This is a genomic window from Streptomyces sp. CA-250714 (assembly GCF_050936705.1).
GTDB lineage: Bacteria > Actinomycetota > Actinomycetes > Streptomycetales > Streptomycetaceae > Streptomyces.
Window position 1 is genome coordinate 1985979 of the sequence record NZ_JBNJMI010000001.1, and the last position, 23509, is coordinate 2009487.

Genomic DNA, 23509 nt, shown 5'->3' on the forward strand with positions numbered 1-23509 from the left:
CGGACCGCCGCCTGGCCGCTCGCGGCTGCTGGGCCACACTTGAGTCATGTCTGGCTTCACCCCGCCGCACGACCCGCACGCCCCCGCGGCGCACGAGCCGCACCGGGCGCCCCAGGGGTCCCCGGCCCCCGCCGGCTCCCCGGTGCCACCGGCATCGCCCACCCTGGCGAGCCTGCTGGCGACCGGCGCGGGCGAGGCGCTGGAGCTGGTGAAGGCGCCGCGCGGTACCGGCGTCCCGGTGCGCGGGGTGGGGGTGTTCGACGCGGGGGAGATCTTCGCCGCGCACGGGCAGGTGCTTCTCGCGGCCGGGGTGGACGACTCCTCCGACGTCGCCCCGCTGGTGCTGCGGTCCGCCGCGCGGGCGGGCGCCGTGGCCGTCGTCGTACGGCGCGGGGCGAGCGGACCGACCCGGCGGCTGCTGGAGGTCGCCGAGGAGACCTCCACGGCGCTGCTGACCAGAGCGCCGTGGATCGAGTGGACCGAGCTGATCGGCATGCTGCGTACGGGGCTCGCCCACGGCGGCGGACCGCTGGGCGGCGAATCGCCCACCGATGTGCCGCTGGGCGACCTGTCCGCGCTGGCGCGGGCCTTCTCCGAACTGGTCGGCGGGGCCATCACGATCGAGGACCCGGACTCGCGGGTGCTGGCCTTCTCCCCCACAGAGCACGGCGCCGACCCGCTGCGCAGGCAGACGATCCTCGGCCAGCAGGTGCCCAGATGGCGGCTGGCCGAGCTGGCCGCCAGCGGATTTCTGCGGACCCTGTGGTCGACGGACGATGTGGTGCACCGTCCCGCCGAGGAACGGTTCTCCGAGCGGCTGGCGATCGCGGTGCGAGCGGGCGACGAGGTGCTCGGCTCGATCTGGGCGGCGGCCGACGGCAGCCCGCTGCGGCCCGAGGCCCGGCAGGCGCTGCGGGAGGCGGCTCGTACGGCAGCCCCGCATCTGCTGCACCACCGGCTGCGCACCCAGAACGGCTCCGCCCGCCGCAGACGGGCGGTGCGGGCGCTGCTGGACGGCACCGGGGAGACGCGCGCCGCCGCCGCGACGCTCGGGTTCACCCCTGACACGCCCTGCGTCGTCCTGTCCGTCACCACCGGCGGGAGCGCACCGGCCGACCGTGACGCCGGAGCGGCCCGCGACAGGGCGCTGCGGCTGGCCGCGCTCCAGGTGACCGCACACCAGCCGGCCGGGTACACGCTGCGCGTCGACGACCGGCTGGACGTACTGCTGCCCCTCCCGGACGAGGAGCTGACCGCGGCACCGGTGCACGCCCGGAGGCTGGCGCTCCAGCTGGCGGCCGCGGTGCACGAGGCAGGCGCCCACCCGCTGGTGGCGATCGGCGCACCCCGGCCGGGACCGGCACAGGCACCACAGTCGCGTACGGCCGCCCACCTCGTCCTCCAGGTGCTGCGTGAGCGGTCGTACGGGGACGGCCGGGACGCGGGCGCTGGACCGCCGGAGGTCGCCGACGAGACGGACGTACGGGCGGCGCTGGACGCGCTGCGGGCGGTACGGGCGGTGGCCGAGCTGACACCACAGGTGGACGGGCCGGTGCGGGAACTACTGGCGCACGACGAGCAGCACCGCACCGACCTGGCACAGACCCTGGCCGCCTATCTCAGCCGGTTCGGGGACGTGGCGGGCACCGCGCGGCAGCTGGGCGTCCACCCCAACACCCTGCGCTACCGGCTGCGCAGACTGCGCAGCCACTTCGGGCTCGACCTCGACGACCCGGACGTGCGCCTGCTGGCGGAGCTGGGGCTGCGTGCTGCGGGCGCCTACCCGGCAGGACCACATCCCGGCAGGCCGGCCGTGTGACCCGCCCGCCGGTGTTGTCCTGTCGCACCACTGTCCCGCCTACGGTGTGGTGCGACAGGACAACACCGGCCCGTACACCACCGGCCTGTTGTGCCGGGCCCCATCCCATCGGCCGCAGGTTCGGCCCATCCACCGCAGACAGGGCACCAGCCCACAGCGCAGAGTGGACGGGTTCTACAGGTCCCGTTTCCGCCGGACCGCCGCACGAGAAGGGAGCCGCACGTGGTGCTGGACGCTGTGGCACGCAGTAGGGACGCGATCGTCGCAGCGGTCCGCGAAGGGCTGCTCGGCCCCGAGGCCCCGGTCGTCGCCCTGCTGGACGTGCAGGGCATCCGGGAGACCGCCCGGCAGCTGCACGCCGCGTTCGCCGGCCCCTCCCCCGTGCTGCACACCTTCGCCGTCAAGGCGGGCGCACTGGTGCCCGTACTGGAGCTGCTGGCCGCCGAGGGGATCGGCTGCGAGGTGGCGAGCCCCGGTGAACTGGCGCTCGCCCGCGCGGCGGGTGTCCCGGCAGCGCGGACCGTCTTCGACTCCCCCGCCAAGACCGTGGCCGAACTGCGCGACGCGCTGGAGACCGGCGTCGCCGTCAACGCCGACAACCCGCAGGAGCTGGCCCGTCTCGACGCGCTGGTCGCCGAGCGCGCCGCCGCGGGGCAGGGTCCTGGCGCACCGCTCGGCCTGCGGATCAACCCACAGGTGGGCACCGGCGCCATCGACGCGATGAGCACCGCGACCGCCACCTCGAAGTTCGGGATCGCACTGCGCGACGAGGGCGTCGAACAGTGGGTCGTCGACAACTGTCTGGCCCGTCCCTGGCTGACCCGGCTGCACACCCACACCGGCTCGCAGGGTGTACCGCTGCAGCTGATGGCCGAGTCGGTACGGGTCGTCTTCGAGCTGGCCGAACGGATCAACCGTGCGGCGGGCCGACAGCAGATCGACACCCTCGACATCGGCGGCGGCCTGCCGGTGAACTTCGCCGGCGACGAGACCGAGCCGTCCTTCGACGCGTACGCCCAACTGCTGCGCCGTACCGTGCCGGGGCTGTTCGACGGGCGGTACACCGTCGTCACCGAGTTCGGCCGGTCGCTGCTGGCCAAACAGGGCTTCATCGCGGCCGTGGTGGAGTACACCAAGTCCGCGGGCGGCCGGCGTATCGCCGTCACCCACGCGGGAGCGCACGTGGCGACCCGTACCGCGTTCGCGCCCGAGTCGTGGCCGCTGCGGGTGGGTGCCTTCGACGCGAAGGGCGCGCCCAAGAGCACGCCGGAGGTGGTGCAGGACGTGGCGGGACCGTGCTGCTTCGCCGGGGACCTGGTGGCCCGCGAGCGGCCACTGCCCGAGCTGGCACCCGGCAATGTGGTGGCCCTGTGGGACACGGGCGCCTACTACTTCTCCACGCCCTTCCAGTACAACAGCCTGCCCAGGCCCGCGGTACACGGCTTCTGGCGCACCGCTGACGGGCGCACCCGCTTCTCACTGGTGCGGCCCGCGCAGCGGATCGAGGAGGTACTGGCGGACAGTGGCGCCGCACAGAGCGGTGCGCTGACTGCCGGAGCCACCCACTACTGACCTGTCCATCAGGCACACCCACACCCCAGTGCGCCCACCGGCGTGCCGGGGCTTCGGTGTGCCCCGATCCACGGAGACGACCAACGCATGGCGCACGGAGCCGACACCCGCGGGGACGGGGTGACCACCGAGTCCCCCGTACACCCCGCACCCGCCGAAGGGCCTCTGGTGCGCGAGGACGGCTATGCGTCGGGCCTGCGCAACAGACAGGTCCAAATGATCGCTGTGGGCGGCGCGATCGGCACCGGTCTGTTCCTCGGTGCGGGCGAACGGCTGCACTCCGCTGGGCCCTCCCTGGTCGTCGTGTTCGCGGTGACGGGCCTGTTCGCCTTCTTCATCGCCCGCGCCATGGGCCAGTTGGTGATGCACCGGCCGACGTCCGGCTCGTTCGTCTCGTACTCACGGGAGCTGCTCGGCGGCGAGAAGGCCGCCTTTGTCGCGGGGTGGGTGTACTTCCTGCACTGGATCTGCAGCGGCATCGCGGAGATCACCGCGGTGGCCGTCTATCTGCACTACTGGAGCGCCCTGCGTGCCGTCCCGCAGTGGACGCTGGCCCTGTTCGCCCTGCTGGTGGTGCTGGGCGCGAACCTGATCTCGGTGCGCTGGTTCGGTGAGTTCGAGTTCTGGTTCGCGCTCATCAAGGTCGCCGCGATCATCGCGTTCCTGGCCGTGGGCTGCTGGCTGCTGGCCGTCCGCCATCCCGTGCAGGGCCATCCGGGCGGGCCGCAACTGATCACCGAGCACGGCGGGATGCTGCCGCACGGATTCGTGGCGGCTCTGGTGGTCGTCCAGGGCGTGGTCTTCTCGTACGCGGCGATCGAGATGGTCGGCATCACGGCGGGCGAGACGAAGAACCCCCGCACGGTCATCCCGAAGGCCATCAACTCGGTCTCCTGGCGCATCGTCGTCTTCTATGTGGGCTCCGTACTGCTGCTCGTCCTGCTGCTGCCCTGGAGCGCCTACAGCGGTGACGAGTCGCCTTTCGTGACCCTGATGAGCCGCATCGGCGTCCCCGGCGCCGACCAGATCATGAACTTCGTGGTGCTGACCGCCGCGCTCTCCAGCTGCAACTCCGGGCTGTACTCGACAGGGCGCACCCTTCGCTCCATGGGGCTCGCCGGATCGGCTCCGCACTTCACGACGAAGATGAACCGCCGTCAGGTACCGTTCGGCGGCATCCTGCTCACCGCGGCCTGCTATCTGCTCGGCATCGCCCTCAACTACGTCGTTCCCGAGCGTGCGTTCTCCATCGTCCTGAACTTCTCCGCCATCACGATGATCGGCACCTGGGCGATGATCGTGCTGTGCCAGCTCGCGCTGCGCCGCCGGGTGCGGCAGGGCCGGATCCCGGACGGCGGCTTCCACCTTCCGGGCGCACCGTTCACCTCGTATCTGACGCTCGCCTTCCTGCTGCTCGTCGTGGTGCTGATGGCCTCCGACGGGGACATCGGCAGCTGGACGGTGGCGTGCCTGCCGCTGATCGCGGCCGCGCTGTGGGCGGGCTGGTACGCCGTACGGCACCGGGTGACGGCGATGGCGGCAGCACGCGGAGCGGACCACCCTCCGGGGAGCTGAACGCACGCCGCCGCCGTGGGCCAGGCCGTCGCCCGGGTCCCGCGCTACGAGATCCGCGAAGTGTTCCCCGGCGCCGCGGCCGGCTGCTCACGCTGCGGCTCGGTGTCGCGGACCAGCAGGGCGAGCAGGCCCGCGAGGACCGCGGTGACTGCTGAGACGGTGAAGACCAGATGCATGCCGTCGATGAAGGTGTGGTGTGCCACCCGGGTCACCGTGTCGGCCAGGTGGTCGAGCCGGTCGGTGCTCATGGCGTCGCCCTTCTGCCGTGCGACGGTGGAGAGTTGCTCCTCGACGGTGTCCCTGGCCGAGAACGGGAAGCCGAGGGCGACGGACTCGCGGACGCTGTCGTTGCCGGCGAGCGCGGCAGCGGCGCGGCCCTGACCGTCGAGCTCGGCGCGGAGCGCGGCGGGGAAGTTCGCGTTCACCGACGAGCCGAGCAGGCTGCCGAACAGTGCGACGCCAAGGGTGCCGCCCAGTTGCTGCATGGACTGCTGTATGCCGGAAGCGACACCGGCCCGCGCCACCGGGGCGTTGCCGACGATCGTCCGTACGGCGGCCACCAGCAGAAAGCCCGCACCGAGCCCGGTGAGTACCAGCGGCGTGGCCAGCTGCCACCCGCAGGTGTCCGCGTCGATCCGCAGGAAGAGAACCAGGGCACCGAGGAACAGCACCGGACCCAGGATCAGCGTGCCCTTCAGGCCGAGCTGTTCCATCACCCAGCCGGCGAGCGGCGCGGCGAGGGCGACGGCAGCGGTCAGCGGCAGCAGCCCGACCGCCGCGGTGAGAGCGCTCTTCCCCTGGACGCTCTGGAAGTAGTACGTCAGATGGAAGACGACCGCGAAGAAGACGAACGTCGTCACGAGCGTCAGCAGCAGACCGACCGGGACAGAGCGGTCCTTGCACCGACCGGGGGCGACCATGGCGTGCTCGCTCCTGGCCTCGATCAGGACGAAGACGGCGAGCAGTACGACACCGACCGAGACAGATCCGAGCGTCCTCCCGGAGCTCCAACCACCGTCCTGCGCACCGGTGATGCCCCACACCGTGCTGACCATCGCCGCGGTGAGCGTGAGCGCGCCGAGAAGATCGAGGGGCCCGGGGCGCTGCCGCGCGGACTCCTTGGCGGCTGTGCCGCCGAGCAGCGCGCCGAGGATGCCGAGCGGCAGATTGAGATAGAAGACCCAGGACCAGCTCGCGTACTCCACGAGCACACCGCCGAGCAGCGGGCCACCCGCTATGGCGACGGCGGTGACGGCGCCGAAGACGCCGAGCACGGCGGGGAGTCGGCGCGGTGGGAAGGTCTCCTTGAGTACGGCCAGCCCGGCGGCGCCGAGCAGCGATGCGAAGACCGCCTGCGCGATACGGGCGCCGATCAGCATCTCCACCGAGCCGGACATGCCGCACAGCAGCGAGGCGAGAGAGAGTCCGCAGGCCCCGATGAGGAAGGCCTTCTTGCGGCCGATCCTGTCGGCCACCGTGCCGGCCGGAACGAGCAGGGCCGACAGTGCCAGCAGATATCCGGTGGTCACCCAGCGGATCTGCTCGGGGGTGGCGGCCAGGTCGGTGGCGATCGCGGGGTTCGCCACTGCGACGGCCGTACTGTCGATCTGCACCGCAGTGATTCCGAGTGTCACGGCGAGCAGGCTGAGCCAGGCGCCGAGCGGCACTCTTGCTGTTCCGGCGCCTTCGCTCGCGGTCGGCGGCTGATCCGCGTACGTGGGCGCCGGGTCACTCATGACCGAACTCCTTGGGTCAACGGTGCGGCCGGGAGCCAGGGGACGTCTCAGGCGCGGGGCGGCGGCGGACGGCGCCCGGTGGCGAAGGACGGGCGCCGCAGACCGGAACAGCGGCCCCGGGCACCGTCCGGCAAGGAGGTTCCCGGAGCCGCCGCGCAGCCGGCCGCACAGCCGAGCCGCAAGCGACCCCACGGGTGAACGACGGGGGGCGATCACCCGCAGGGCCGCAGCTCATCGGTACGGCGCCATCATGGCACAATTATGGCTCCTCGTGAAGCCATACCTGTCAGGCGGCGGGGAAATCCCTGGTCAGAGGCGGTGCCACGAGGAAAGAACGCCGCGCAGGAAGCGGTCGGCGCGATGTGAAGGGGCGATAGAAAACGCTGGAAAAGGGGCCCGCAGCGGGACGTTGCGCTCGATGGCGCCAGTCCTCGACTACAGCCCTCACGCCCGGCGGATCACGATGTCCCCCATCGACGTACGTGCGCGTACCTCGGCGGTTTCGTCGGCGGACTGCGGACCCTGGGCCGAGGGGAGGGAGTTGCGGACGGAGCCGCGCCGGGTGCGCAGGTCGAGCCGCGCGGCGGTGCCCTCGCGGATACCGATCTCCAGCTCACCGACGCCGGTCTCGACGCTGATGGAGCCGCGCACCACCTCGCCCACCCTGATGGTGCCGTTGGCGGACTTGGCGGCCACGGAGCCGAGCGCCCGGTCGACGGAGATGGCGCCGTTGGCGCAGGTCAGCCAGGCGTCGTCGCGGGCGAGACCGATCCGGATGTCCCCGTTGGTGTTCTTGATCACCGAGGAGCCGTCGACCTCGGCCAGCCTTGTCCTGCCGCTGACCAGGACGACCTCCGCATGCCCGTTGACCCGGCCCACGGTGACGTTGCCGCTGCGGGCGTCCAAGTCCAGCGCGTCGGTCTCCTCCAACTCGATGTCGCCGAGGCCCGACTTGAACCGGCAGGTGCCGAGCCGCCCTTCGCAGCGCAGCGCGGCCGCGGTCACGGCGCCGCGCAACTGCGAGCCGGCGGGGAGCTCGACACGCACATCACTCGAACCGCTCTCGCCGAACGGCCGGTACTGCTTGGCTCCCTTGATCAGCAGCCTGCCACCCGAGTATTCGACGCGCACCCGCTCGGCCGCCTTCACGTCGGATTCCCTGTCCGGGTCGCTCGGCACCACCGTGACGACGGTGTCGGTACGGTCGCTCGCGATGATCCGTACATCGCCGACGGGCAGTTCGAGCGTGACGGAGATCGGTTCAGGGGTGTCGTACGCGGGCATGGCCCTACTCTCCTGAGGGGGCACAGCGCATCCGCACGCGCGGCGCTGTGACGCGGTGAGTGTCCTTGTCGGGTCAGCGGACCCAGCCGGAGTAGCGCTGCTCCCCTCGGGGGGCGCGCCTTTCGGTGCGACGGCTCTCGGACGCCAGCACGGCGTTGCAGGCACGGACCAGCCAGGCGTTGACCGAGAGCCCCTGCTTGCCTGCGGCCTCGTCGATGAGGACCTTGAGGTGCTCCGGGGGGCGGAAGTTGATGCGCGCGGTGCCGCCGCCGGCTTCGCCGCCCGCGGTCTCGGCGGGGCGCGGAACCGGGGCGCTGTCCGCCACGAGTTCGTAGCCGCCGTCGCCCTCGTCGCCGTACGACTCGTCGGCGGGGGGCGGGGTGACGACGAAGTTGGGGTCGAGCCCGCGCAGCCGTACGTCGACGGAGCCGGGCGCGAGGTCACGGGTGATCTCGTCGGCAGCCGCCGAGAGCGCCTTCAGCAGAGTGAGCCGGGTGGCCGACTCGAGCGGCCCGACGAGCCGCTCGGCGAGCGCCCGGGCCTCCTCCCCACCACCGGCGGCGGCAGCCAGGAACTCGTCGCAGAGTTCGTCTACATACGGCCGCATTTCCATGGCTGCATTATGGCACAACCGGATCCCGGCACCCGGTCCACCGGCTGCCCGCACCTCGCCCTCCGCAAGGAAAACCGCTGGTCAACGCGGTATGGGCACGCGGTATCGCTCGTCGTCCCGCCTGGCGGAAGGCCCTGTTTCGGCCACCGTCCGCATCGGTCGGGTCGGCTGCCGGCTGTCGCGCCCAGCCGCTGTGCGCCATGGTGCCGCCGTTGTGGCGCAACGACTCCACACGGCACGCGCAACGACTTCTCACGGCACCGAGAATTCGCACCCCGCCCGCCCCGCGAAAGCTGGCAGCTTTCTTTTGCGGCTGCTCAGCGGCGGCCCTGTGCTCTGCCATCGTGCAGTTTGTACACAACTGACCGGCGGGGTTCTCGGCGGCCCGGAATTCGTTTCCCGCACGCCTTTCTGCACACACACGCGAGCTCAGTTCGCCGCACATTCGCTGACGTCTCCCGCTGTCGTTGTTCCGCATCACGGTCCGCTTCCCGACTTCTGGAGACTCTCTATGAATCGCGATCTGCTGATGTCCGACGCCGTGCATTTCCGCATCAGCTACGAGATCAACCCCTACATGGACCGCAGTTGTCAGCCCGATACCGAGGCCGCCGTCGCCGAGCACGAGGCGATAGCCGCGGCGCACCGGGCGGCCGGACGCACCGTACGGGCCATGGAGTCGGCCCCCGAGTGCCCGGACATGGTCTACACGGCCAACGGGGCGTTCGTCTGCGACGGGCGCGCGGTTCTGGGCGATCCGCCGGCCGCCCGGCTGGAGGAGATCCGGTACTTCCGCTCCTGGCTCAAGGAGAACGAGTTCGAGGTATTCGACGCGCCGTACGCGTTCAGCGGGCAGGGCGACGCGCTGGCTTGCGGCCGCTTTCTGCTGGCCGGGTACGGGCAGCGCACGGACGAGCGGATGCATGGCTTCCTCGCCGAGCTGTTCGGCCATGAGACGGTCCTGCTGCGGACCGCCGGCGAGGAGTGGTACGACCTGGATCTGGCCGTCGCCGTCATCGACGAGCGCACCCTCGCCTATCACCCCGAGGCGCTGGAGGCCGGGAGCCGGAGCCGGCTGCGCGAGCTGGGCCTGGAGCTCATCGAGGTGGACGCCGCCGATGCCCGCGCGTTCGCGCTCAACCTCGTCAGCGACGGCACAACGGTGACGATGACCCAGGGCGCCCCCCGACTGGCGGCAACCCTGCGCGAGCGCGGCCTGACCGTGGTGGAGCTGGACACCACCGAACTCCGCAAGGGCGGAGGCGGCGTACGGTGCACCGCCCTCACCCTCGACAACCCGGCCCCTCGCTGAGGCCACCCGCACCAAGGCCCTCACGACCTTCGGGTCGTGAGGGCCTTGTCGTGTCAGGTCAGCGAGGCTGCGACGCGTGTTCCCGTTGCCGGGGTGGGGCCGTTGCCTCGGGCGCGGGTGCGTGGAGTTTCTCGCCCTCGACGTCCATGTTGGGCAGCAGTACGCCCAGCCACTTGGGGAGCCACCAGGCGGACTTGCCCAGCAGGGCGAAGAGCGCGGGGACGATTGCCATGCGGACGACGAACGCGTCGAAGAGGACGGCGACGGCCAGGCTGAAGCCGATCAGCTTGATCATGTCGTCCTGCTCCATGATGAAGCCGGAGAAGACGCTGGTCATGATCAGCGCCGCGGCGGCGACGACCCGGCCTCCGTGCCGGAAGCCCGTCACCACCGCCTCGTCGGTGGCCGCCCCCTGCACGTACGCCTCACGCATCCGGGTCACGAGGAACACCTCGTAGTCCATGGCCAGACCGAAGACCACGCCGATCATGAAGATCGGCATATTGCTCATGATCGGCCCGGGTTGGTCGACGCCGAACAGATCGGCCAGCCAGCCCCACTGGAAGACCGCGACGACGGCACCGAGCGCGGCGGTCACCGAGAGCAGGAAGCCGAGCGCCGCCTTGAGCGGGACGAGTACTGAGCGGAAGACCAGCATCAGCAGCAGGAACGCCAGTCCGACGACGATTCCGAGGTAGGGCAGCAGCGCGTCGTCGAGCGTCTTGGAGTAGTCGATGAACAGCGCTGTCTGGCCGGTCACCAGGATCTCGGCGTCGGTTTCGGCCTGCAGCCGGTCCGCGTCGCCGCGGAGCGCTCTGACCAGTTCCTCGGTCTTGTCGGAGGTGGGCCCGGTGGACGGGATGACGTTGATGATGGCGGTGTCGCCGCTCTTGTTGGCGGTGGCCGGGCTGACCGACTCGACGCCCTTCTCACCGGTGAACTGCGTGCGTACCTTTCCGGCGGCCGCCTTGGCGTCGGCGTGCTCGACGGTCACCATCAGCGGCCCGTTGAAACCGGGTCCGAAGGAGTCCGAGAGCATGTCGTACGCCTTGCGCTGCGTGGTGTCGGGCGCCATGGTGCCCTCGCCGGGGAGGCCGAGCTGGAGGCTTGCCGCCGGTACGGCGACCGTGCCGAGCCCCACGATGCCCACGAGCAGTACGGCCACGGGGTGGCGCAGTACGTAACCGGCCCAGCGGGCACCGGCGTTGGGCTTCTGCTTGGCGGCCAGCTTCGCCGCCTTGCGCTGCTGGCGGGCCGAGAGCGGCTTGCCGGAGAACTGCTTGCGGTCCCTGCGGCGCAGCACCCTGACGGGGGCGAAGCCGAGGAGGGCCGGCACGAGCGTGACGGCGATGAGGACGGCGATCGCGACGGTGCCGGCGGCCGTGAGGCCCATCTTGGTGAGCAGCGGGATGTTGACGACCGACAGCCCGGCGAGGGCGACGATGACGGTGAGGCCCGCGAAGACCACGGCGGATCCCGCCGTGCCGACGGCGCGGCCTGCCGCGTCCTGGCGCTCGCGGCCCTCCATGACCTCCGCTCGGTAGCGGGAGACGATGAAGAGCGCGTAGTCGATTCCGACGGCCAGGCCGATCATCATGGCCAGCGTCGTGGTGGTCGAGGACAGTCCGAGGGTGCTGCCCAGCGCGGTGATGGCGGAAATGCCGATTCCGACGCCGATCACGGCGGTCAGCAGCGGCATGCCCGCGGCGATCAGCGAGCCGAAGGTGAGGAAGAGGACGAGCGCGGAGACCAGGATGCCGACGCCTTCGGCTGCGCCGCCCATGGTGGACTCGATCTCCACCGCGTCGCCGCCCGTCTCGACCGTCAGACCGCTGTCGCGGGCCCGTTCGGTCGCGTCGGTGAGTGCCTCGTGCGCCTTGTCGGACACCTTGGTGCCGGGCACCTTGTAGGTCGCGACCGCGTACGCGGTGGTCCGGTCCTTGCTGACGGCGTGTGCCTGGAACGGGTTGGAGACGCCGACCACCTGGGGCGCGTCGGAGAGGTCCTTGACGAGTTCGTCGACCGTCTCACGCTGTGCGCCTTGGGTGATCTTCTTCCCGTCGGTAGCACGCAGCACGACCCGTGCGGTGGCTCCCTCGGCCTGGGCGTCGGGGAACTTCTTCTCCAGCACGTCGAAGGCCCGCTGGGATTCGGTTCCCGGCATGGAGAAGGTGTCGACGGGCGGAGTCGGTGCGCTGGAGGCGGCGAAGCCGGCGCCGCCGAGGATCAGCACCCACAGGAGCGTCATCAACCCCCGTCGGCGGAAGGCCAGTCGGCCCAGTTTGTAGAGGAGGGTAGCCACGGTCAGGCACTCCTGTCGGCTCGGTACGGGCAGGGACGATGACGCCAATGTAGCGCGGGATGGCCCTACTTGGCACCATGGTGGTGCCATTATCAAACCGCTACAGCGGTTTTGCCTCGTCATCGCTGGTGCCGCAGCCGGAATCCGGTCGGTGGAAGGGACAGGGCGCTGAAAGAAAACGGTCGGGCCGGGGCGCTCCCGCCCCGGCCCGACCTGTGTATCCGCTGGCGTCAAGCCGCGTTCTGCGCCTGGAAGTTGGCGGCGAACTCGTCGTGCACCTCGCCACGCAGCCGACGCAGCTCACCGAAGGGCATGGTGAGCCGCCCGGCCAGATACATGGCGCCACTCGAACCGCCGGTACCGGCCTGCTGGCCGAGCGACCGCGACATCAGACCCAGATGTGCGACCTTCCATCGCCAGTAGCCGTTGCCGATGTCCAGCAGCAGCTCCGCGATCCGGTGGAAGACACCAGCGCGCGACCCGAGACGGCACACCTCGGCCACGGAGGTGCCCGCGCTCTCGGTCGCCGTACGGAACGCCTCGTACAGCCTCCCGGGGTCGATGTCGTTCCCGAGCAACTGGCTGAGGGCCTTGAACTGCGCCGACTCGGCGCCGCTCGCGGTGTCCAGATAGGGGCGGAACTCCGCGAACAGCCGCAGCGGCAGCTTCTCCAGCGCTACGAGTTGCGCGTGCAGCACGAACAGCAGATCGCTGGCGCGCTCCAGGAACTCGGCGCTCAGTTCCGCGTCCCCGGTCTCCAATCCGCCCTCGCCCGGCGCCGGTTCGGGGGACAGCGCCTCGGCGGCGGCGCCGAGGTCGGCGATGATCTGCTTGAGCCACAGCTCGCAGGTCTGATGCGCGACGATGAAGAAGTGCTCGGCCAGAACGACTTCCGTGCGCGCCGTGTCGGGAGTGCGCGGAACCTGGATCGAGAGCAGGTTGTCGATGCGCAGATAGTCCCGGTAGGTCAGCGTGGTCATGGGGTCACTCCACTGCGTGGTCGCGGACGAAGTCGAGAAAGAGCCGGACGCCCCGGTCGAGGGCCTCCGGCTCCACACAGAACGCGATACGGATCAGATGCCGCGCCCACGGCGCGTAGCGGGAAGACTCGATGCTGCCCGTACCGTCCAGCCTGGGGTGCCAGGCGAATCCGTTGCCCGCCACCACCGCCACCCCGGTGGCGTCCAGCAGCCGGGTGGCGAAGGTCTCCGCGTCCATGCCGGTGCGGCCGATGTCGGCCAGCGCGTACCAGCCCCCGGCGGGCAGCCGGCTCAGCAGCCCCTCCTCGACGAGCTGGGGCAGCACCGCGTCCCGGTTGGCGCGCACCCGCTTGCGGTTGAGCTCGGCGATGCCGGCCCGGGACCGGATCGCGGCGATGCCCGCGTACTGGGCCGGGGTGGAGGTCCCGATGATGCTGGCCTCCTGGACGACCTTGAGCGCGTCGGCGGCCTCCTCGGTGGCAGCGGCGACGTAACCGAGCCGGTAGCCGGTCATGGCGACGCTCTTGGAGAAACTGAAGGTGCTGTGCACGATGCGCTCGGCAACCGGGACGTCCCGCTCCAGCGACGCGACCGACAGATGTTCGCCGTCGAAGACATAGTGCTCGTACGCCTCGTCGCTGATGACCTGCCAGCTGTTGGCGCGCGCCAGGTCGAGCAGGGTCCGGGTGAGTGCCGCGTCCATCACCGCGCCGGTGGGGTTGGCGGGCGAGTTGAGCAGCAGGATCCGGGTGCGCGGGCCCGCAGCGGCGGCCAGCGCCTCCGGGTCGGGCAGGAAGTCGGGGCCCAGCGGGTAGAAGACCGGGCGCAGTCCGGCCAGCAGGCTCTGCTGGAGATGGACCGGCCAGTGCAGCTCGGGCAGCAGTATCTCGGCACCGGGCGCGGCCAGCGACTGGAGCAGCGCGGCCAGCCCCTGGCAGGAGCCGGGTGAGACGAGTACCCGGGAGACCTCGGTGTCCAGGCCGTTGTCGGTGCGCAGCTTCTCGACCAGGGCCTCGCGCAGCGCGGGCAGGCCCTCCACGCCCGAGTACTTGGTCTCCCCCCGCCGCACGGCCTCGGTGAACGCCTCGGCGACCTCCTCCGGAGGGTCGAAGTAGGGGTCACCGACGTGCAGTTTGACGACCCCGTTGCCGGGGGTTTCCGAGGTGCTGTCGGCGTGCTCCTTCGCCTCGGCCGCTCGGTAGATGTCCTGGAGGCACGACGACGGGATCGTCGTGGCCATCGGTGCACGGCTCAGCTGTTCGGTCCCCGCTGTTTGCACGGTCACGTGCCACCTCGCGTGTCTGGTAGGCGGTCTGTTCGGGAGTCTTGTCGTGGCTGTCGTAGCTGTCGCGGCTCGGCCAGGAGTGGTTGTCGCGGTTATGCGGTGCGGCCGCCGTCGACCGGGATCAGGGCTCCGGTCACCCACCCGGACTGCTCGGGATCGATCAGACGGCACACCCAGCCGGCGATTTCATCGCCCTCGCCGAACCGGCCCATGGGGGTGTCCGCCAGCAGTCCGGCGCGCAGCGACTGCTGTTCGTCCTCGGTCATTCCGGCGCCGTGCCACAGGGGGGTGTCCACCGGGCCCGGCAGGACGGCGTTGACCCGTACCGCGGGCGCGAGTTCACGGGCCAGGGAGCGGGTCAGACTGTTGAGCGCCGCCTTGCCTGCTCCGTAGTAGGCACGGCCCGGCATGGCGAGCGTCCCGGCGACAGAGGTGACGTTGACGACGGAGCCCCGGCCCGGCTCCAGATGCGGCAGCGCGGCGCGGATCAGCGCTGCGGGGGCGCGGACGTTGACGGCCAGCATGGCGTCCAACTCGTCGAGGCCGGTGTCGGCGAGCCGTCCGAAGCGGGCCAGCCCGGCGTTGTTGACGACGGCGTCCAGCCGGCCGAAGCGTGCCAGCGCGGCGGCGACGATCCGCTCCGGCGCACCGTCCGCCGTCACATCCGCCGGCACCGCCTCGATCGTCTCCGGCGACTTGTCGGCGACCTCCCGCAGCGGTTCGGCGCGCCGTCCCACAGCGGTGACGAAGGCGCCCTCGCGGGCCGCGCACAGCGCGATGCTCCGTCCGATGCCGGTGCCGGCGCCGGTGACGAGGACGGAGAGCCCCTCGACGCTCATGCGGTCAGCGTCTCGCGTCGCGGCATGACGCCGAGGATGTCGCCCACCAGTTCGTCGGTGTCCAGCCACAGATGGAAGTGGCCGCCGGGGCGCCGGCGGGTGGTGAACCGTGCCGTGGTCCTGGCCGCCCAGGCAGTCATGTCGGCGTTCTGGGTGAGCGGGTCCTCGGGGCTGTAGTAGCAGCGCAGCGGGCACGGCAGCGGCTCGGCGGACGATGCGGGCCGGTAGGTCTCGCTGGCCCGTACGTCGGAGCGCAGCGCGGGCAGCAGCAGCTTGCGCATCTCGGCGTTCTCGGCGATCGCCGGGTCGATACCGCCCAGTTCGCACACGGAGGTCCACAGCTCCTCGTCCCCGGCCAGATGGGTGAGCCCGCTGCGCTCCTGCCCCGGCGCCGCTGAGCCGGAGACGAACAGATGGCCGGGCGGAAAGCCGCTGTCGCGCATCGTCAGCGCCGTCTCGTACGCGACGAGGGCACCAAGACTGTGCCCGAACAGGGCGTAGGGCACGGGCTCGAACCTGAGCAGCTCGGCGGCGACGGCCGCGCTCATCTCGGCGATACTGCCGACGGGCGGCTGGGAGAGCCGGTCGCCCCGCCCCGGATACTGCACGGCCAGCAGCTGTACGTCCGGGGGCATCGCCGACACCCAGGCGCTGTAACTCCCCGCCGATCCACCGGAATGCGGCAGGCACACCACGCGCGATGCCGGGTTCCCTACATTGTTCAACGGCCGTATCCAGCCGGGTTGGCGACTTCCGCCCATGTCTGATCCCCATTGTTTCCGAGCCCACGGGTTTCCCAACGGCCTCACCGTCCCACGGCAATTGCGCGGGGCCTGTCAATCTTTCGCGTCTCGTTCAACAAGGCCGTTCTTCTGAAAGAGCTCGGCAAGAGACATGTGGCCGGGCCGCATCCGGGTGTGACGCTCTTTCTCTCCCCTGGCGGGAGGTGTGCGTTCGCTGCGCTATTCCCCGAGTTGGCTAGGAGACCCGGATGAGCCCGCCCGTCGAAAAGATCCACTCCCTCGATCTCACCGACCCCGCGACATTCGTACGGCACGACCCGTACGCGTTCTGGCGGACGGTCCGCGAGCAGGAGCCGGTCTACTGGCACGAGTCCCCCGCGCCCGGACAGCCCGGGTTCTGGGTGGTCGCCGGGCACGCGGATGTGCAGGCCGCCTACAACGACGCGGAGTCGCTGTGCTCGGGGCGCGGCACCGTCCTGGACGTCCTGCTGAACGGCGAGGACTCCGCGGGCGGCAAGATGCTCGCCGTCACCGACCGCCCCCGGCACCGGGAGCTGCGCAACGTGATGCTGCGGGCCTTCTCCCCGCGGGTGCTGCGGGACGTGGCCACGAAGGTCGCCGAGCGCACCGCGCATCTCGTACGGTCGGTCACCGAGCTGGGGCCGTTCGACTTCGCGACCGAACTGGCCGAGCAGATCCCGATGCACACCATCTGCGATCTGCTCTCCATCCCCGACGGCGACCGCAAGGACCTGTTGGAGTGGAACAAGCGCGCCCTCTCGTCCGAGGAGCCCGAGGGCGAGGAGCTGGACTCGGTCAGCGCCCGTAACGAGATCGTCCTGTACTTCATGGGGCTCGCGCAGGAACGGCTGGAGCAGCCCGGCGACGACGTGATCAGCATGATCGCCCGCGCGGAGGTTGAGGGCCGTCAGCTGACGCTGGAGGAGGTGGCCCTCAACTGCTACAGCCTGATTCTCGGCGGTGACGAGTCGTCGCGGATGTCGGCCATCACCGCGGTGCTGGCGTTCTCCCGGAACGAGGAGCGGTGGCGGGCCCTCCAGTCGGGCGAGGTGAAGGTGGCGAGCGCCGTCGAGGAGGTGCTGCGCTGGGCGACGCCCGCCATGCACTTCGCCCGCACCGCCACCCGCGATCTGGAGCTCGGCGGCAAGCGGGTACGGGCGGGCGACATCGTGTCGCTGTGGAACACCTCGGCCAACAACGACGAGACCGTCTTCGAGGCGCCTCACACCTTCGACCCCGCCCGGCATCCGAACCGGCACATCTCCTTCGGCCACGGGCCGCACTACTGCGTGGGCGCCTATCTGGGCCGGGCGGAGCTGCGCGGCCTGCTTGAGGCGCTGGTGGCGCACGTGCGCGACCTGGAGCCGGCGGGTGAGCCGGTGCGGATCTACTCCAACTTCCTTTTCGGCTACAGCAGTCTGCCGATGCGGTTCACGCCGCGCTGATGCGGTTCGCGCCGCGCTGAGGGATGCGCTGGGGAATGCGCTGAGCGAGGCGCAGGAGAGGGGCCCGTGCTGTGCACGGGCCCCTCTCCGGTGCGGCGGCGTTGCCGCGGCTCTGCTATGTCAGCGTGCGGCCGCCTTCGCCTCCTCCAGGCTGCGCGCCAGATGGCCCAGCGTGGCGGCCTCCAGGACGGTACGCATGGGGATGTTGACCCGCAGTTCCTTGCGGATCCGGCTGCCCAGCTGGACGGCGAGGACGGACTGGCCGCCCAGTTCGAAGAAGTTGTCCTGCGGGGTCACCGACGGGCGGGCCAGGATCTCGGTGACCATGCTGCACAGGGCCTCCTCGAAGGAGGTCGCCTCGGCGGGTGCCGGTCCGGGCTCGGCGGACCCGGCCGGCTCGGCCTGCAGTGCTGCCGTCGCCTCCGCGCGCAGCCGCTCCCGGTCGGCCTTGCCGTTGGGGGTGGTCGGGAACTCGGCCAGGACCGTCACCCGTGCGGGCACCATGTGGCCGGGCAGCGAGCGGGCGACGTGGGCGCGCAGTTCGGCCTCGGTGACCTCGGCTCCGTCGCGGGTCGTGACGTAGCCGACGATGCGCGCGTCGGCGAGCCCGCCCGCCACCACGGCCACCGCGACATCCACCGCCGGATGGCCGGCCAGCCGCGCCTCCACCTCCCCCAGCTCCACGCGGAACCCCCGCACCTTGACCTGGTCGTCGGCACGCCCGGCGAAGTACAGCTCGCCGTCGGCACGCCGCAGACCGCGGTCGCCTGAGCGGTACATCAGGGAGCCGGGCGGGCCGAAGGGGTCCGCGACGAACCGGCTCGCCGTGACGCCGGGGCGGTTCAGATAGCCGCGCGCCAGTCCGCTGCCCGCCAGATACAGCTCGCCCTCCTCGCCTTCCGCCGCGGGGCACAGCCGGTCGTCCAATACGTACACCCGGCCGCCGACCCAGGGGGTGCCGATGCTGACGTCGAGCGCGTCGGTGACCGGGCCGCCGATGGAGGCGCCGACGGTCACCTCGGTGGGCCCGTAGCCGTTGAACATCCGCCGCCCCTGCGACCACTCGCGCACCAGTGCCGGGGTGCAGGCGTCGCCGGTGGACATGATGGTGCCGCCCTGGAGCAGTCCGGACCCGTCGGTCACGCTCAGCGCGACCGGGGGCAGCACGGCATGGGTGATGTCGTGCTTGAGCAGCGTCTCGCGCAGCGGCTCCCCCGGCAGCAGCTCCTCCCGGGGTGCCAGCACCAGCGTGGCACCGTGCAGCAGTGCGAGGGCCACGTCGTAGAAGCCCGCGTCGAAGCTCATCGAGGCCCACTGGATGACGCGCTCCCCTGGCCGCACCCCGAACAGCGACGCCTGGGTGGCGATCATGTCCGAGACCCCGGTGTGCGAGACGGCCACGCCCTTGGGCACGCCGGTCGAGCCTGAGGTGTAGATGACGTACATGAGGTGCTGCGGGAGCAGCCGGGCCGGCCGCTCGTCCTGGGCCACATCGCCCTCGGGCAGCAGTTCGCACGCCGCGGCGAACCCGGGCTCGTCCACGACGACTTCGGGCACGTCGGTGCCCTCGGGCAGCGCGGTGTCCGCGGTGCGGACGGCGAGCACCGGCCGGGCGTCGGTGAGCATGTGGGTGAGCCGGTCGGCCGGGTACTCCGGGTCGAGCGGCAGATAGGCGCCGCCGGCCTTGAGCACGGCGAGCAGGACGACGACGAGTTCGGGCGAGCGCGGCACGGCGACGGCCACGAGCGCGTCCGGACCGACGCCTTTGCCGATCAGTGCGCGTGCGAGCCGGTTGGCCCGTGCGTTGAGTTCTCCGTAACCGAGCGTCTGATCGCCGAAAACGACCGCCGGCGCGTCACCCGCCCGCACAACGATGGATTCGAATGCTTCCGGAACAGTTTTCAACGTTCCACTCGTCCTTCCCCGTCGCCCGATAAGCGGCTCAATACGCGCCACGTTACGAGTCGGTTCCATCGGCCTTGTGGCGTGCGAAAGAGAGCGGACAGCTCGTTGCCCGGCAGCGTCTTTCCCCGATCTGTCGAGCCGCCCTTTTGCTCGTCCCGGGCGCGCGACGCTGCTTTTTCAACAACTCTCCCACAGAGAGCCGCAACATGTCTTACAACTGCCAACGGGAAAGGCCACCATGCTTGAAGGATGCATCCCCTGGCCAGAAGATCTCGCCGCGCGTTATCGGCGCGAGGGCTACTGGCAGGGCAGACCGCTCGGTGACCTGCTGCACGAGGCGTGCGAACAGCACGGCGACCGCGTCGCGGTGGTGTGCGGCCAGGAGCGCCTGACGTACGCGCAGCTGTCGGCCAGGGGCGACGCGCTGGCGGGCGGGTTCCTGGACCGGGGCATCGGCCCGCTGGACCGCGTCGTCGTCCAGCTGCCCAACATCACGGAATTCGTCGTGGTGATGTACGCGCTCTTCCGGATCGGCGCGATCCCGGTGCTGGCCCTGCCCGGCCACCGGCGGAACGAGATCAGCCATCTGGCGCGGCACTCGCAGGCCGTCGCCTATGTGGTCGTGGACCGGTCGGCGGGCTTCGACTACCGGGAGCTCGCACGGGAGGTGAGCGCCGAACAGGCCGCGCTGCGCGAGGTGTTCGTCGCGGGGGACGCCGCGGAGTTCACCGCGCTGGACGCCATCGGCTCCGGCAACCGCGACTTCCCGTACGTGGACCCCGCCGAGCCCGCGATGTTCCTGCTCTCCGGCGGCACCACGGGGCTGCCGAAGCTGATCCCGCGCACCCACGACGACTACGCGTACCAGATGCGGGCCACCGCTGAAGCCGTGCGGGCGGGCGGGCACACGGTGTACCTCGCGGTCAATCCGGCCGCGCACAACGCCGCGCTCGGCTGCCCCGGCGTCCTGGGCACGTTGCTGGTGGGCGGCCGGGCCGTGCTGACGACGAGCGTGCGCCCGTCGGAGGTGTTCGATCTGGTCGGCCGGGAGGGCGTCACGCTGAGCACCGTGGTGCCGCCGGTGCTGCGGCTCTGGATGGACACGGCGCAGAAGTCCGGCGCCGACCTGTCCGGCGTCACGCTGCAGGTGGGCAGTTCCAAGGTGGACCCGACCCAGGCCGAGCAGGCCATCAAGCTGCTGGAGTGCCGGCTCAGCCAGTGGTACGGCATCGGCGAGGGGCTGCTGACCCACACCCGGCTGGACGATCCGTACGAGGCCGTCGTCAACTCCGAGGGCCGGGCGCTGAGTCCGCACGACGAGGTGCGGATCGCCGACGCCGAGGGGCGGACGCTCCCGGTGGGCGAGGAGGGAGAGCTGCAGACCCGCGGCCCGTACACGATCCGCGGCTACTACCGGGCTGCGGAGAAGAACGCGGAGGCGTTCACCGCCGACGGCTTCTTCCGCACCGGTGATCTGGCCCGGCTTCGGCCGGACGGCAATCTGGTGCTGGTCGGCCGGATCAAGGACATCATCAACCGCAGCGGCGAGAAGATCCCGGCCGAGGAGGTCGAGGAGTATCTGCTGGCCCACCCGGCGATCCGGGACGCCGCGCTGGTCGGAGTGCCCGACCAGCGGCTGGGTGAGCGCAGCCACGCGTTCGTGCTGGTGCGCGAGGAGGTCTCACCGGCGGCCGTCAAAGCGCATCTGCGGGAGTGCGGGCTCGCCACGTACAAGATCCCCGACAAGCTGATCGTCGTCGACGAGCTGCCCCGCACCCCCGTCGGCAAGGTCGACAAGGCGGAGCTGCGTGCCCGGCTGACCGGGCCTGCCGCGGCCTGAGCCGGCGGCGCGGGCAACGGGCTACGGGAGGGGGCGCCGGACCACGGTCCGGCGCCCCCTCCTCGTTGTCGCGGCCCCCCGCCGTCGTTGTTGCTGTTGCGGCTGCTCCGGCTCAGGGACGGCCGAGTGACTTTCCGGTGCCGGTGCCCGTGCCGGTGCCGGTGCCCGCCTGTCGGTCCGCGGTCCCGACCCGGTTCACGGCGGCGGCCGTCGTGGCGGTGGCCGTCGCGGTAGTGGTCGTAGCGGCGGTGGCTGTCGTGCCCGTGGCCGGCGGTTCGGCCGACGGTCCGGGGTCGCCAGGGCCCAGCAGCCGGCGCAGCAGCGGGCCGGCCATGGCCGTGGTGACGATCGCCATGACGACGAAGACCGCGTAGAGCCGCTCGTCGATCAGGCCGGCCTGCAAACCGACGCCGAGCGCGATGAGTTCGGTCAGGCCACGGGTGTTCATCAGCGTGGCCAGCACCGCCGACTCGCGGGACGGCAGCCCCTGGGAGCGGGCCGCGAGCCAGGTGCCCGCGAACTTCCCGGTGACCGCCACCAGCAGGACCAGGGCGAGGTCCACGAGATCCGAGGTGTCCAACCGGGCGAGGTCAACTTTCAGCCCGGCGACGACGAAGTAGACCGGCAGCAGCAGCGCGGCCATTCCGTGGGTGCGCTCCAACATCGCGGCGCGGGTGGCCGGTTGCTCGGGCCGCGGCATGACGAGGCCGAACAGGAAGGCGCCGATCACGAAGTGCAGGCCGATCAGCTGGGTGAAGGCGGCCGAGACCAGCACACCGACGAACGCCACCGTCAGCACGCTCCCCGGCAGCGGGCTGCCGGGCCGCGCGCGAGCGAGCAGCCGCCGCAGCAGCGGACGGCCCACCCCGATCAGCACAACGGTGTACGGCACCACAAGCACCACCTGCCAGTGCTGACCCCCGTCCGCCAGGCTCTGCACGGCGGCGAGCGCGCTCCAGGCGGCCAGGTCGCAGACCGCGGCGGCCGACAGGGCGAGCGCGGCGGTGCGGGAACCCTGCATACCGCGGTCGCTGATGATCCGGGCCAGGACCGGGAACGCGGTGACGGAGACGGCGATGCCCACGAACAGCGCGAAGCCCACCTGGTTCCCGGCGTGTTCGGGCTTGTGCGTACGCAGCAGATGGACACTGAGCGCGAGGCCCAGCGCGAAGGGCAGCAGGGTGGAGCCCAGCGCGGTGGCGCCCGCGATCCGTCCGGAGCCGCGCAGCCGTCCGAAGTCGAACTCGAGGCCGACGAGGAACATGAACAGCACCAGCCCCAGATCCGCGAGGGTGGTGAGGTGGGGCCGGACGTCCGCGGGGAAGAGCGTCGTGGCCAGTGCCCCGCCGAACAGGCTGGGTCCCAGCAGAATGCCCCCGAGGATCTCCCCGATGACGGCGGGTTGGCCCAGCCGTCTGGCCAGCGCCCCCAGCGTCCGGGCCACGACGAGGACCAGTGCCACATCGGCCAGCAGGACGGCGAGTTGTGTCTCGGTCACAGGCAACTTCCCGTCGGTCGGCGGTGGGGTGCCGGCCGATGCTCAGCGGCGCCGCGCACGACCGGCCCCGTCGTCCCCGACCACAGCGGATTGCAGGGACCAGTACTGCCGCAGCCCGTAGAGGAGCGGCCTGGGCGTTTCCTCGTGCGGTCCCTCGATGTGCTGCACCTCGCCGAAGATCACGGTGTGATCGCCCACGCCGACGGTGCCCGACACCCGGCAGTCGGCCACGGAGTGCGCGCTGTCGGTCAGATGAGGCCCCGAACTCCCGGCGCCCAAACGCCAAACGACGCGGTCGAACCGGTCGGGGTCGCCGGAGGCGAACAGGTCGGCGGCGGCGCGTGCGCCGTCGTGCAGCAGGTTCACCGCGAACGTCCCCGAGCGCAGCACCGCGTCCAGGGTGGGGCTGGCGCGGCGCAGACACACCAGCAGCGTCGGCGGGTCGAGCGCGACGCTGGAGACGGACGAACACGTCATGCCCCAGGGGCTGCCGTCCAGATCCGTCGCCGTCACCACGGCCACCCCGGCGGGGTGGGCGGCCATCAGCGAGCGGAATGCCGCCGGATCCGCCGCCGGGACGGCGGGAAGCGCCGGCCCGGCGGTGTTGAGCACGCGCTCCGACATCGTCAACCCTTCACCTTCGGTCGGGCCACGCGGGGCCGTGGCGGGGAGTCAGGGGGCGGATTCTCCGAGGGGTACGGGTCGCGGGCCCCGGCCGTGCGCCGGGACCCGCGGGCCCG

The 23509-nt window shown here is 71.2% G+C and carries 17 protein-coding genes; 6 read left to right on the forward strand and 11 right to left on the reverse strand.

The genetic code is table 11. The annotated features are described in order from the left end of the window. The first annotated feature begins 46 nt into the window (after nt 1-46). The 3 genes from ACQEU8_RS08855 (at nt 47) to ACQEU8_RS08865 (ending at nt 4966) form a co-directional block, all read left to right on the forward strand. Nucleotides 47-1819, forward strand: a complete 1773-nt coding sequence (locus ACQEU8_RS08855; RefSeq protein WP_433098601.1) for a PucR family transcriptional regulator — start codon at nt 47-49, stop codon at nt 1817-1819. Nucleotides 1820-2041: 222 nt separating this feature from the next. Beyond that, the gene (locus ACQEU8_RS08860) at nt 2042-3391 is read left to right on the forward strand and encodes a diaminopimelate decarboxylase (protein WP_433098603.1); all 1350 of its coding nucleotides are present in this window, start codon (nt 2042-2044) and stop codon (nt 3389-3391) included. An 87-nt stretch (nt 3392-3478) separates the two neighbouring features. Beyond that, nucleotides 3479-4966, forward strand: a complete 1488-nt coding sequence (locus ACQEU8_RS08865; protein ID WP_433098605.1) for an amino acid permease — start codon at nt 3479-3481, stop codon at nt 4964-4966. A 44-nt stretch (nt 4967-5010) separates the two neighbouring features. Here ACQEU8_RS08865 and ACQEU8_RS08870 read toward each other — a convergent pair whose 3' ends face one another. From ACQEU8_RS08870 to ACQEU8_RS08880, 3 genes are all read right to left on the reverse strand, one after another. Continuing rightward, nucleotides 5011-6702 carry an MFS transporter gene (locus ACQEU8_RS08870; protein WP_433098608.1) on the reverse strand — a complete coding sequence of 564 codons (1692 nt, stop codon included), beginning with the start codon at nt 6700-6702 and terminating at the stop codon, nt 5011-5013. A 444-nt stretch (nt 6703-7146) separates the two neighbouring features. Further along, the gene (locus ACQEU8_RS08875; RefSeq protein ID WP_433098610.1) at nt 7147-7986 is read right to left on the reverse strand and encodes a DUF4097 family beta strand repeat-containing protein; all 840 of its coding nucleotides are present in this window, start codon (nt 7984-7986) and stop codon (nt 7147-7149) included. Between the two features lie 73 nt (nt 7987-8059). Then, nucleotides 8060-8599: a hypothetical protein gene (locus tag ACQEU8_RS08880; RefSeq protein ID WP_433098612.1), complete on the reverse strand. Its 540-nt coding sequence runs from the start codon at nt 8597-8599 to the stop codon at nt 8060-8062. A 511-nt stretch (nt 8600-9110) separates the two neighbouring features. Here ACQEU8_RS08880 and ACQEU8_RS08885 point away from each other — a divergent pair. Next, nucleotides 9111-9911: a dimethylarginine dimethylaminohydrolase family protein gene (locus tag ACQEU8_RS08885; protein WP_433098614.1), complete on the forward strand. Its 801-nt coding sequence runs from the start codon at nt 9111-9113 to the stop codon at nt 9909-9911. Nucleotides 9912-9969: 58 nt separating this feature from the next. Here the strand turns inward: ACQEU8_RS08885 and ACQEU8_RS08890 are convergent, their stop codons facing one another. The 5 genes from ACQEU8_RS08890 to ACQEU8_RS08910 all read right to left on the reverse strand — a co-directional run bounded on the left by ACQEU8_RS08890 (nt 9970) and on the right by ACQEU8_RS08910 (nt 16078). Continuing rightward, entirely contained in the window at nt 9970-12213 is a 2244-nt protein-coding gene (locus ACQEU8_RS08890; RefSeq protein ID WP_433098616.1) for an MMPL family transporter, read from the reverse strand. A 230-nt stretch (nt 12214-12443) separates the two neighbouring features. Beyond that, entirely contained in the window at nt 12444-13193 is a 750-nt protein-coding gene (locus ACQEU8_RS08895; protein ID WP_433098618.1) for a tryptophan 2,3-dioxygenase family protein, read from the reverse strand. Between the two features lie 4 nt (nt 13194-13197). After that, on the reverse strand, nt 13198-14478 hold the full coding sequence (locus ACQEU8_RS08900; protein WP_433098620.1) for a pyridoxal phosphate-dependent aminotransferase: 1281 nt from the start codon (nt 14476-14478) through the stop codon (nt 13198-13200). Nucleotides 14479-14570: 92 nt separating this feature from the next. Further along, on the reverse strand, nt 14571-15317 hold the full coding sequence (locus ACQEU8_RS08905) for an SDR family NAD(P)-dependent oxidoreductase (protein WP_433098622.1): 747 nt from the start codon (nt 15315-15317) through the stop codon (nt 14571-14573). Beyond that, complete coding sequence (locus tag ACQEU8_RS08910) at nt 15314-16078, reverse strand: thioesterase II family protein (protein ID WP_433098624.1); 765 nt, start codon at nt 16076-16078, stop codon at nt 15314-15316. The genes ACQEU8_RS08905 and ACQEU8_RS08910 overlap by 4 nt, the downstream gene beginning before the upstream one ends. A 230-nt stretch (nt 16079-16308) precedes the next feature. Here ACQEU8_RS08910 and ACQEU8_RS08915 point away from each other — a divergent pair, with 230 nt between their 5' ends. After that, on the forward strand, nt 16309-17526 hold the full coding sequence (locus ACQEU8_RS08915) for a cytochrome P450 (protein ID WP_433098626.1): 1218 nt from the start codon (nt 16309-16311) through the stop codon (nt 17524-17526). Between the two features lie 120 nt (nt 17527-17646). Here the strand turns inward: ACQEU8_RS08915 and ACQEU8_RS08920 are convergent, their stop codons facing one another. Next, on the reverse strand, nt 17647-19431 hold the full coding sequence (locus tag ACQEU8_RS08920; protein ID WP_433098628.1) for a non-ribosomal peptide synthetase: 1785 nt from the start codon (nt 19429-19431) through the stop codon (nt 17647-17649). Between the two features lie 238 nt (nt 19432-19669). Between ACQEU8_RS08920 and ACQEU8_RS08925 the strand changes: the two genes are divergently transcribed. Next, entirely contained in the window at nt 19670-21271 is a 1602-nt protein-coding gene (locus ACQEU8_RS08925; protein ID WP_433098630.1) for a (2,3-dihydroxybenzoyl)adenylate synthase, read from the forward strand. 112 nt (nt 21272-21383) lie between these two features. Here ACQEU8_RS08925 and ACQEU8_RS08930 read toward each other — a convergent pair whose 3' ends face one another. Then, complete coding sequence (locus tag ACQEU8_RS08930; protein WP_433098632.1) at nt 21384-22769, reverse strand: cation:proton antiporter; 1386 nt, start codon at nt 22767-22769, stop codon at nt 21384-21386. Nucleotides 22770-22811: 42 nt separating this feature from the next. Continuing rightward, the gene (locus tag ACQEU8_RS08935; protein WP_433098634.1) at nt 22812-23393 is read right to left on the reverse strand and encodes a flavin reductase family protein; all 582 of its coding nucleotides are present in this window, start codon (nt 23391-23393) and stop codon (nt 22812-22814) included. Nucleotides 23394-23509: the final 116 nt, after the last annotated feature.

Excerpts from the sequence above, each read along its gene's own strand:
- ACQEU8_RS08895 (WP_433098618.1), bottom strand. The coding sequence starts at position 13,193 with ATGACCACGCTGACCTACCGGGACTATCTGCGCATCGACAACCTGCTC.
- ACQEU8_RS08880 (WP_433098612.1), bottom strand. The coding sequence starts at position 8,599 with ATGGAAATGCGGCCGTATGTAGACGAACTCTGCGACGAGTTCCTGGCT.
- ACQEU8_RS08935 (WP_433098634.1), bottom strand. The coding sequence starts at position 23,393 with ATGTCGGAGCGCGTGCTCAACACCGCCGGGCCGGCGCTTCCCGCCGTC.
- ACQEU8_RS08865 (WP_433098605.1), top strand. The coding sequence starts at position 3,479 with ATGGCGCACGGAGCCGACACCCGCGGGGACGGGGTGACCACCGAGTCC.
- ACQEU8_RS08870 (WP_433098608.1), bottom strand. The coding sequence starts at position 6,702 with ATGAGTGACCCGGCGCCCACGTACGCGGATCAGCCGCCGACCGCGAGC.
- ACQEU8_RS08915 (WP_433098626.1), top strand. The coding sequence starts at position 16,309 with ATGAGCCCGCCCGTCGAAAAGATCCACTCCCTCGATCTCACCGACCCC.
- ACQEU8_RS08855 (WP_433098601.1), top strand. The coding sequence starts at position 47 with ATGTCTGGCTTCACCCCGCCGCACGACCCGCACGCCCCCGCGGCGCAC.
- ACQEU8_RS08905 (WP_433098622.1), bottom strand. The coding sequence starts at position 15,317 with ATGAGCGTCGAGGGGCTCTCCGTCCTCGTCACCGGCGCCGGCACCGGC.
- ACQEU8_RS08875 (WP_433098610.1), bottom strand. The coding sequence starts at position 7,986 with ATGCCCGCGTACGACACCCCTGAACCGATCTCCGTCACGCTCGAACTG.
- ACQEU8_RS08910 (WP_433098624.1), bottom strand. The coding sequence starts at position 16,078 with ATGGGCGGAAGTCGCCAACCCGGCTGGATACGGCCGTTGAACAATGTA.
- ACQEU8_RS08885 (WP_433098614.1), top strand. The coding sequence starts at position 9,111 with ATGAATCGCGATCTGCTGATGTCCGACGCCGTGCATTTCCGCATCAGC.
- ACQEU8_RS08925 (WP_433098630.1), top strand. The coding sequence starts at position 19,670 with ATGCTTGAAGGATGCATCCCCTGGCCAGAAGATCTCGCCGCGCGTTAT.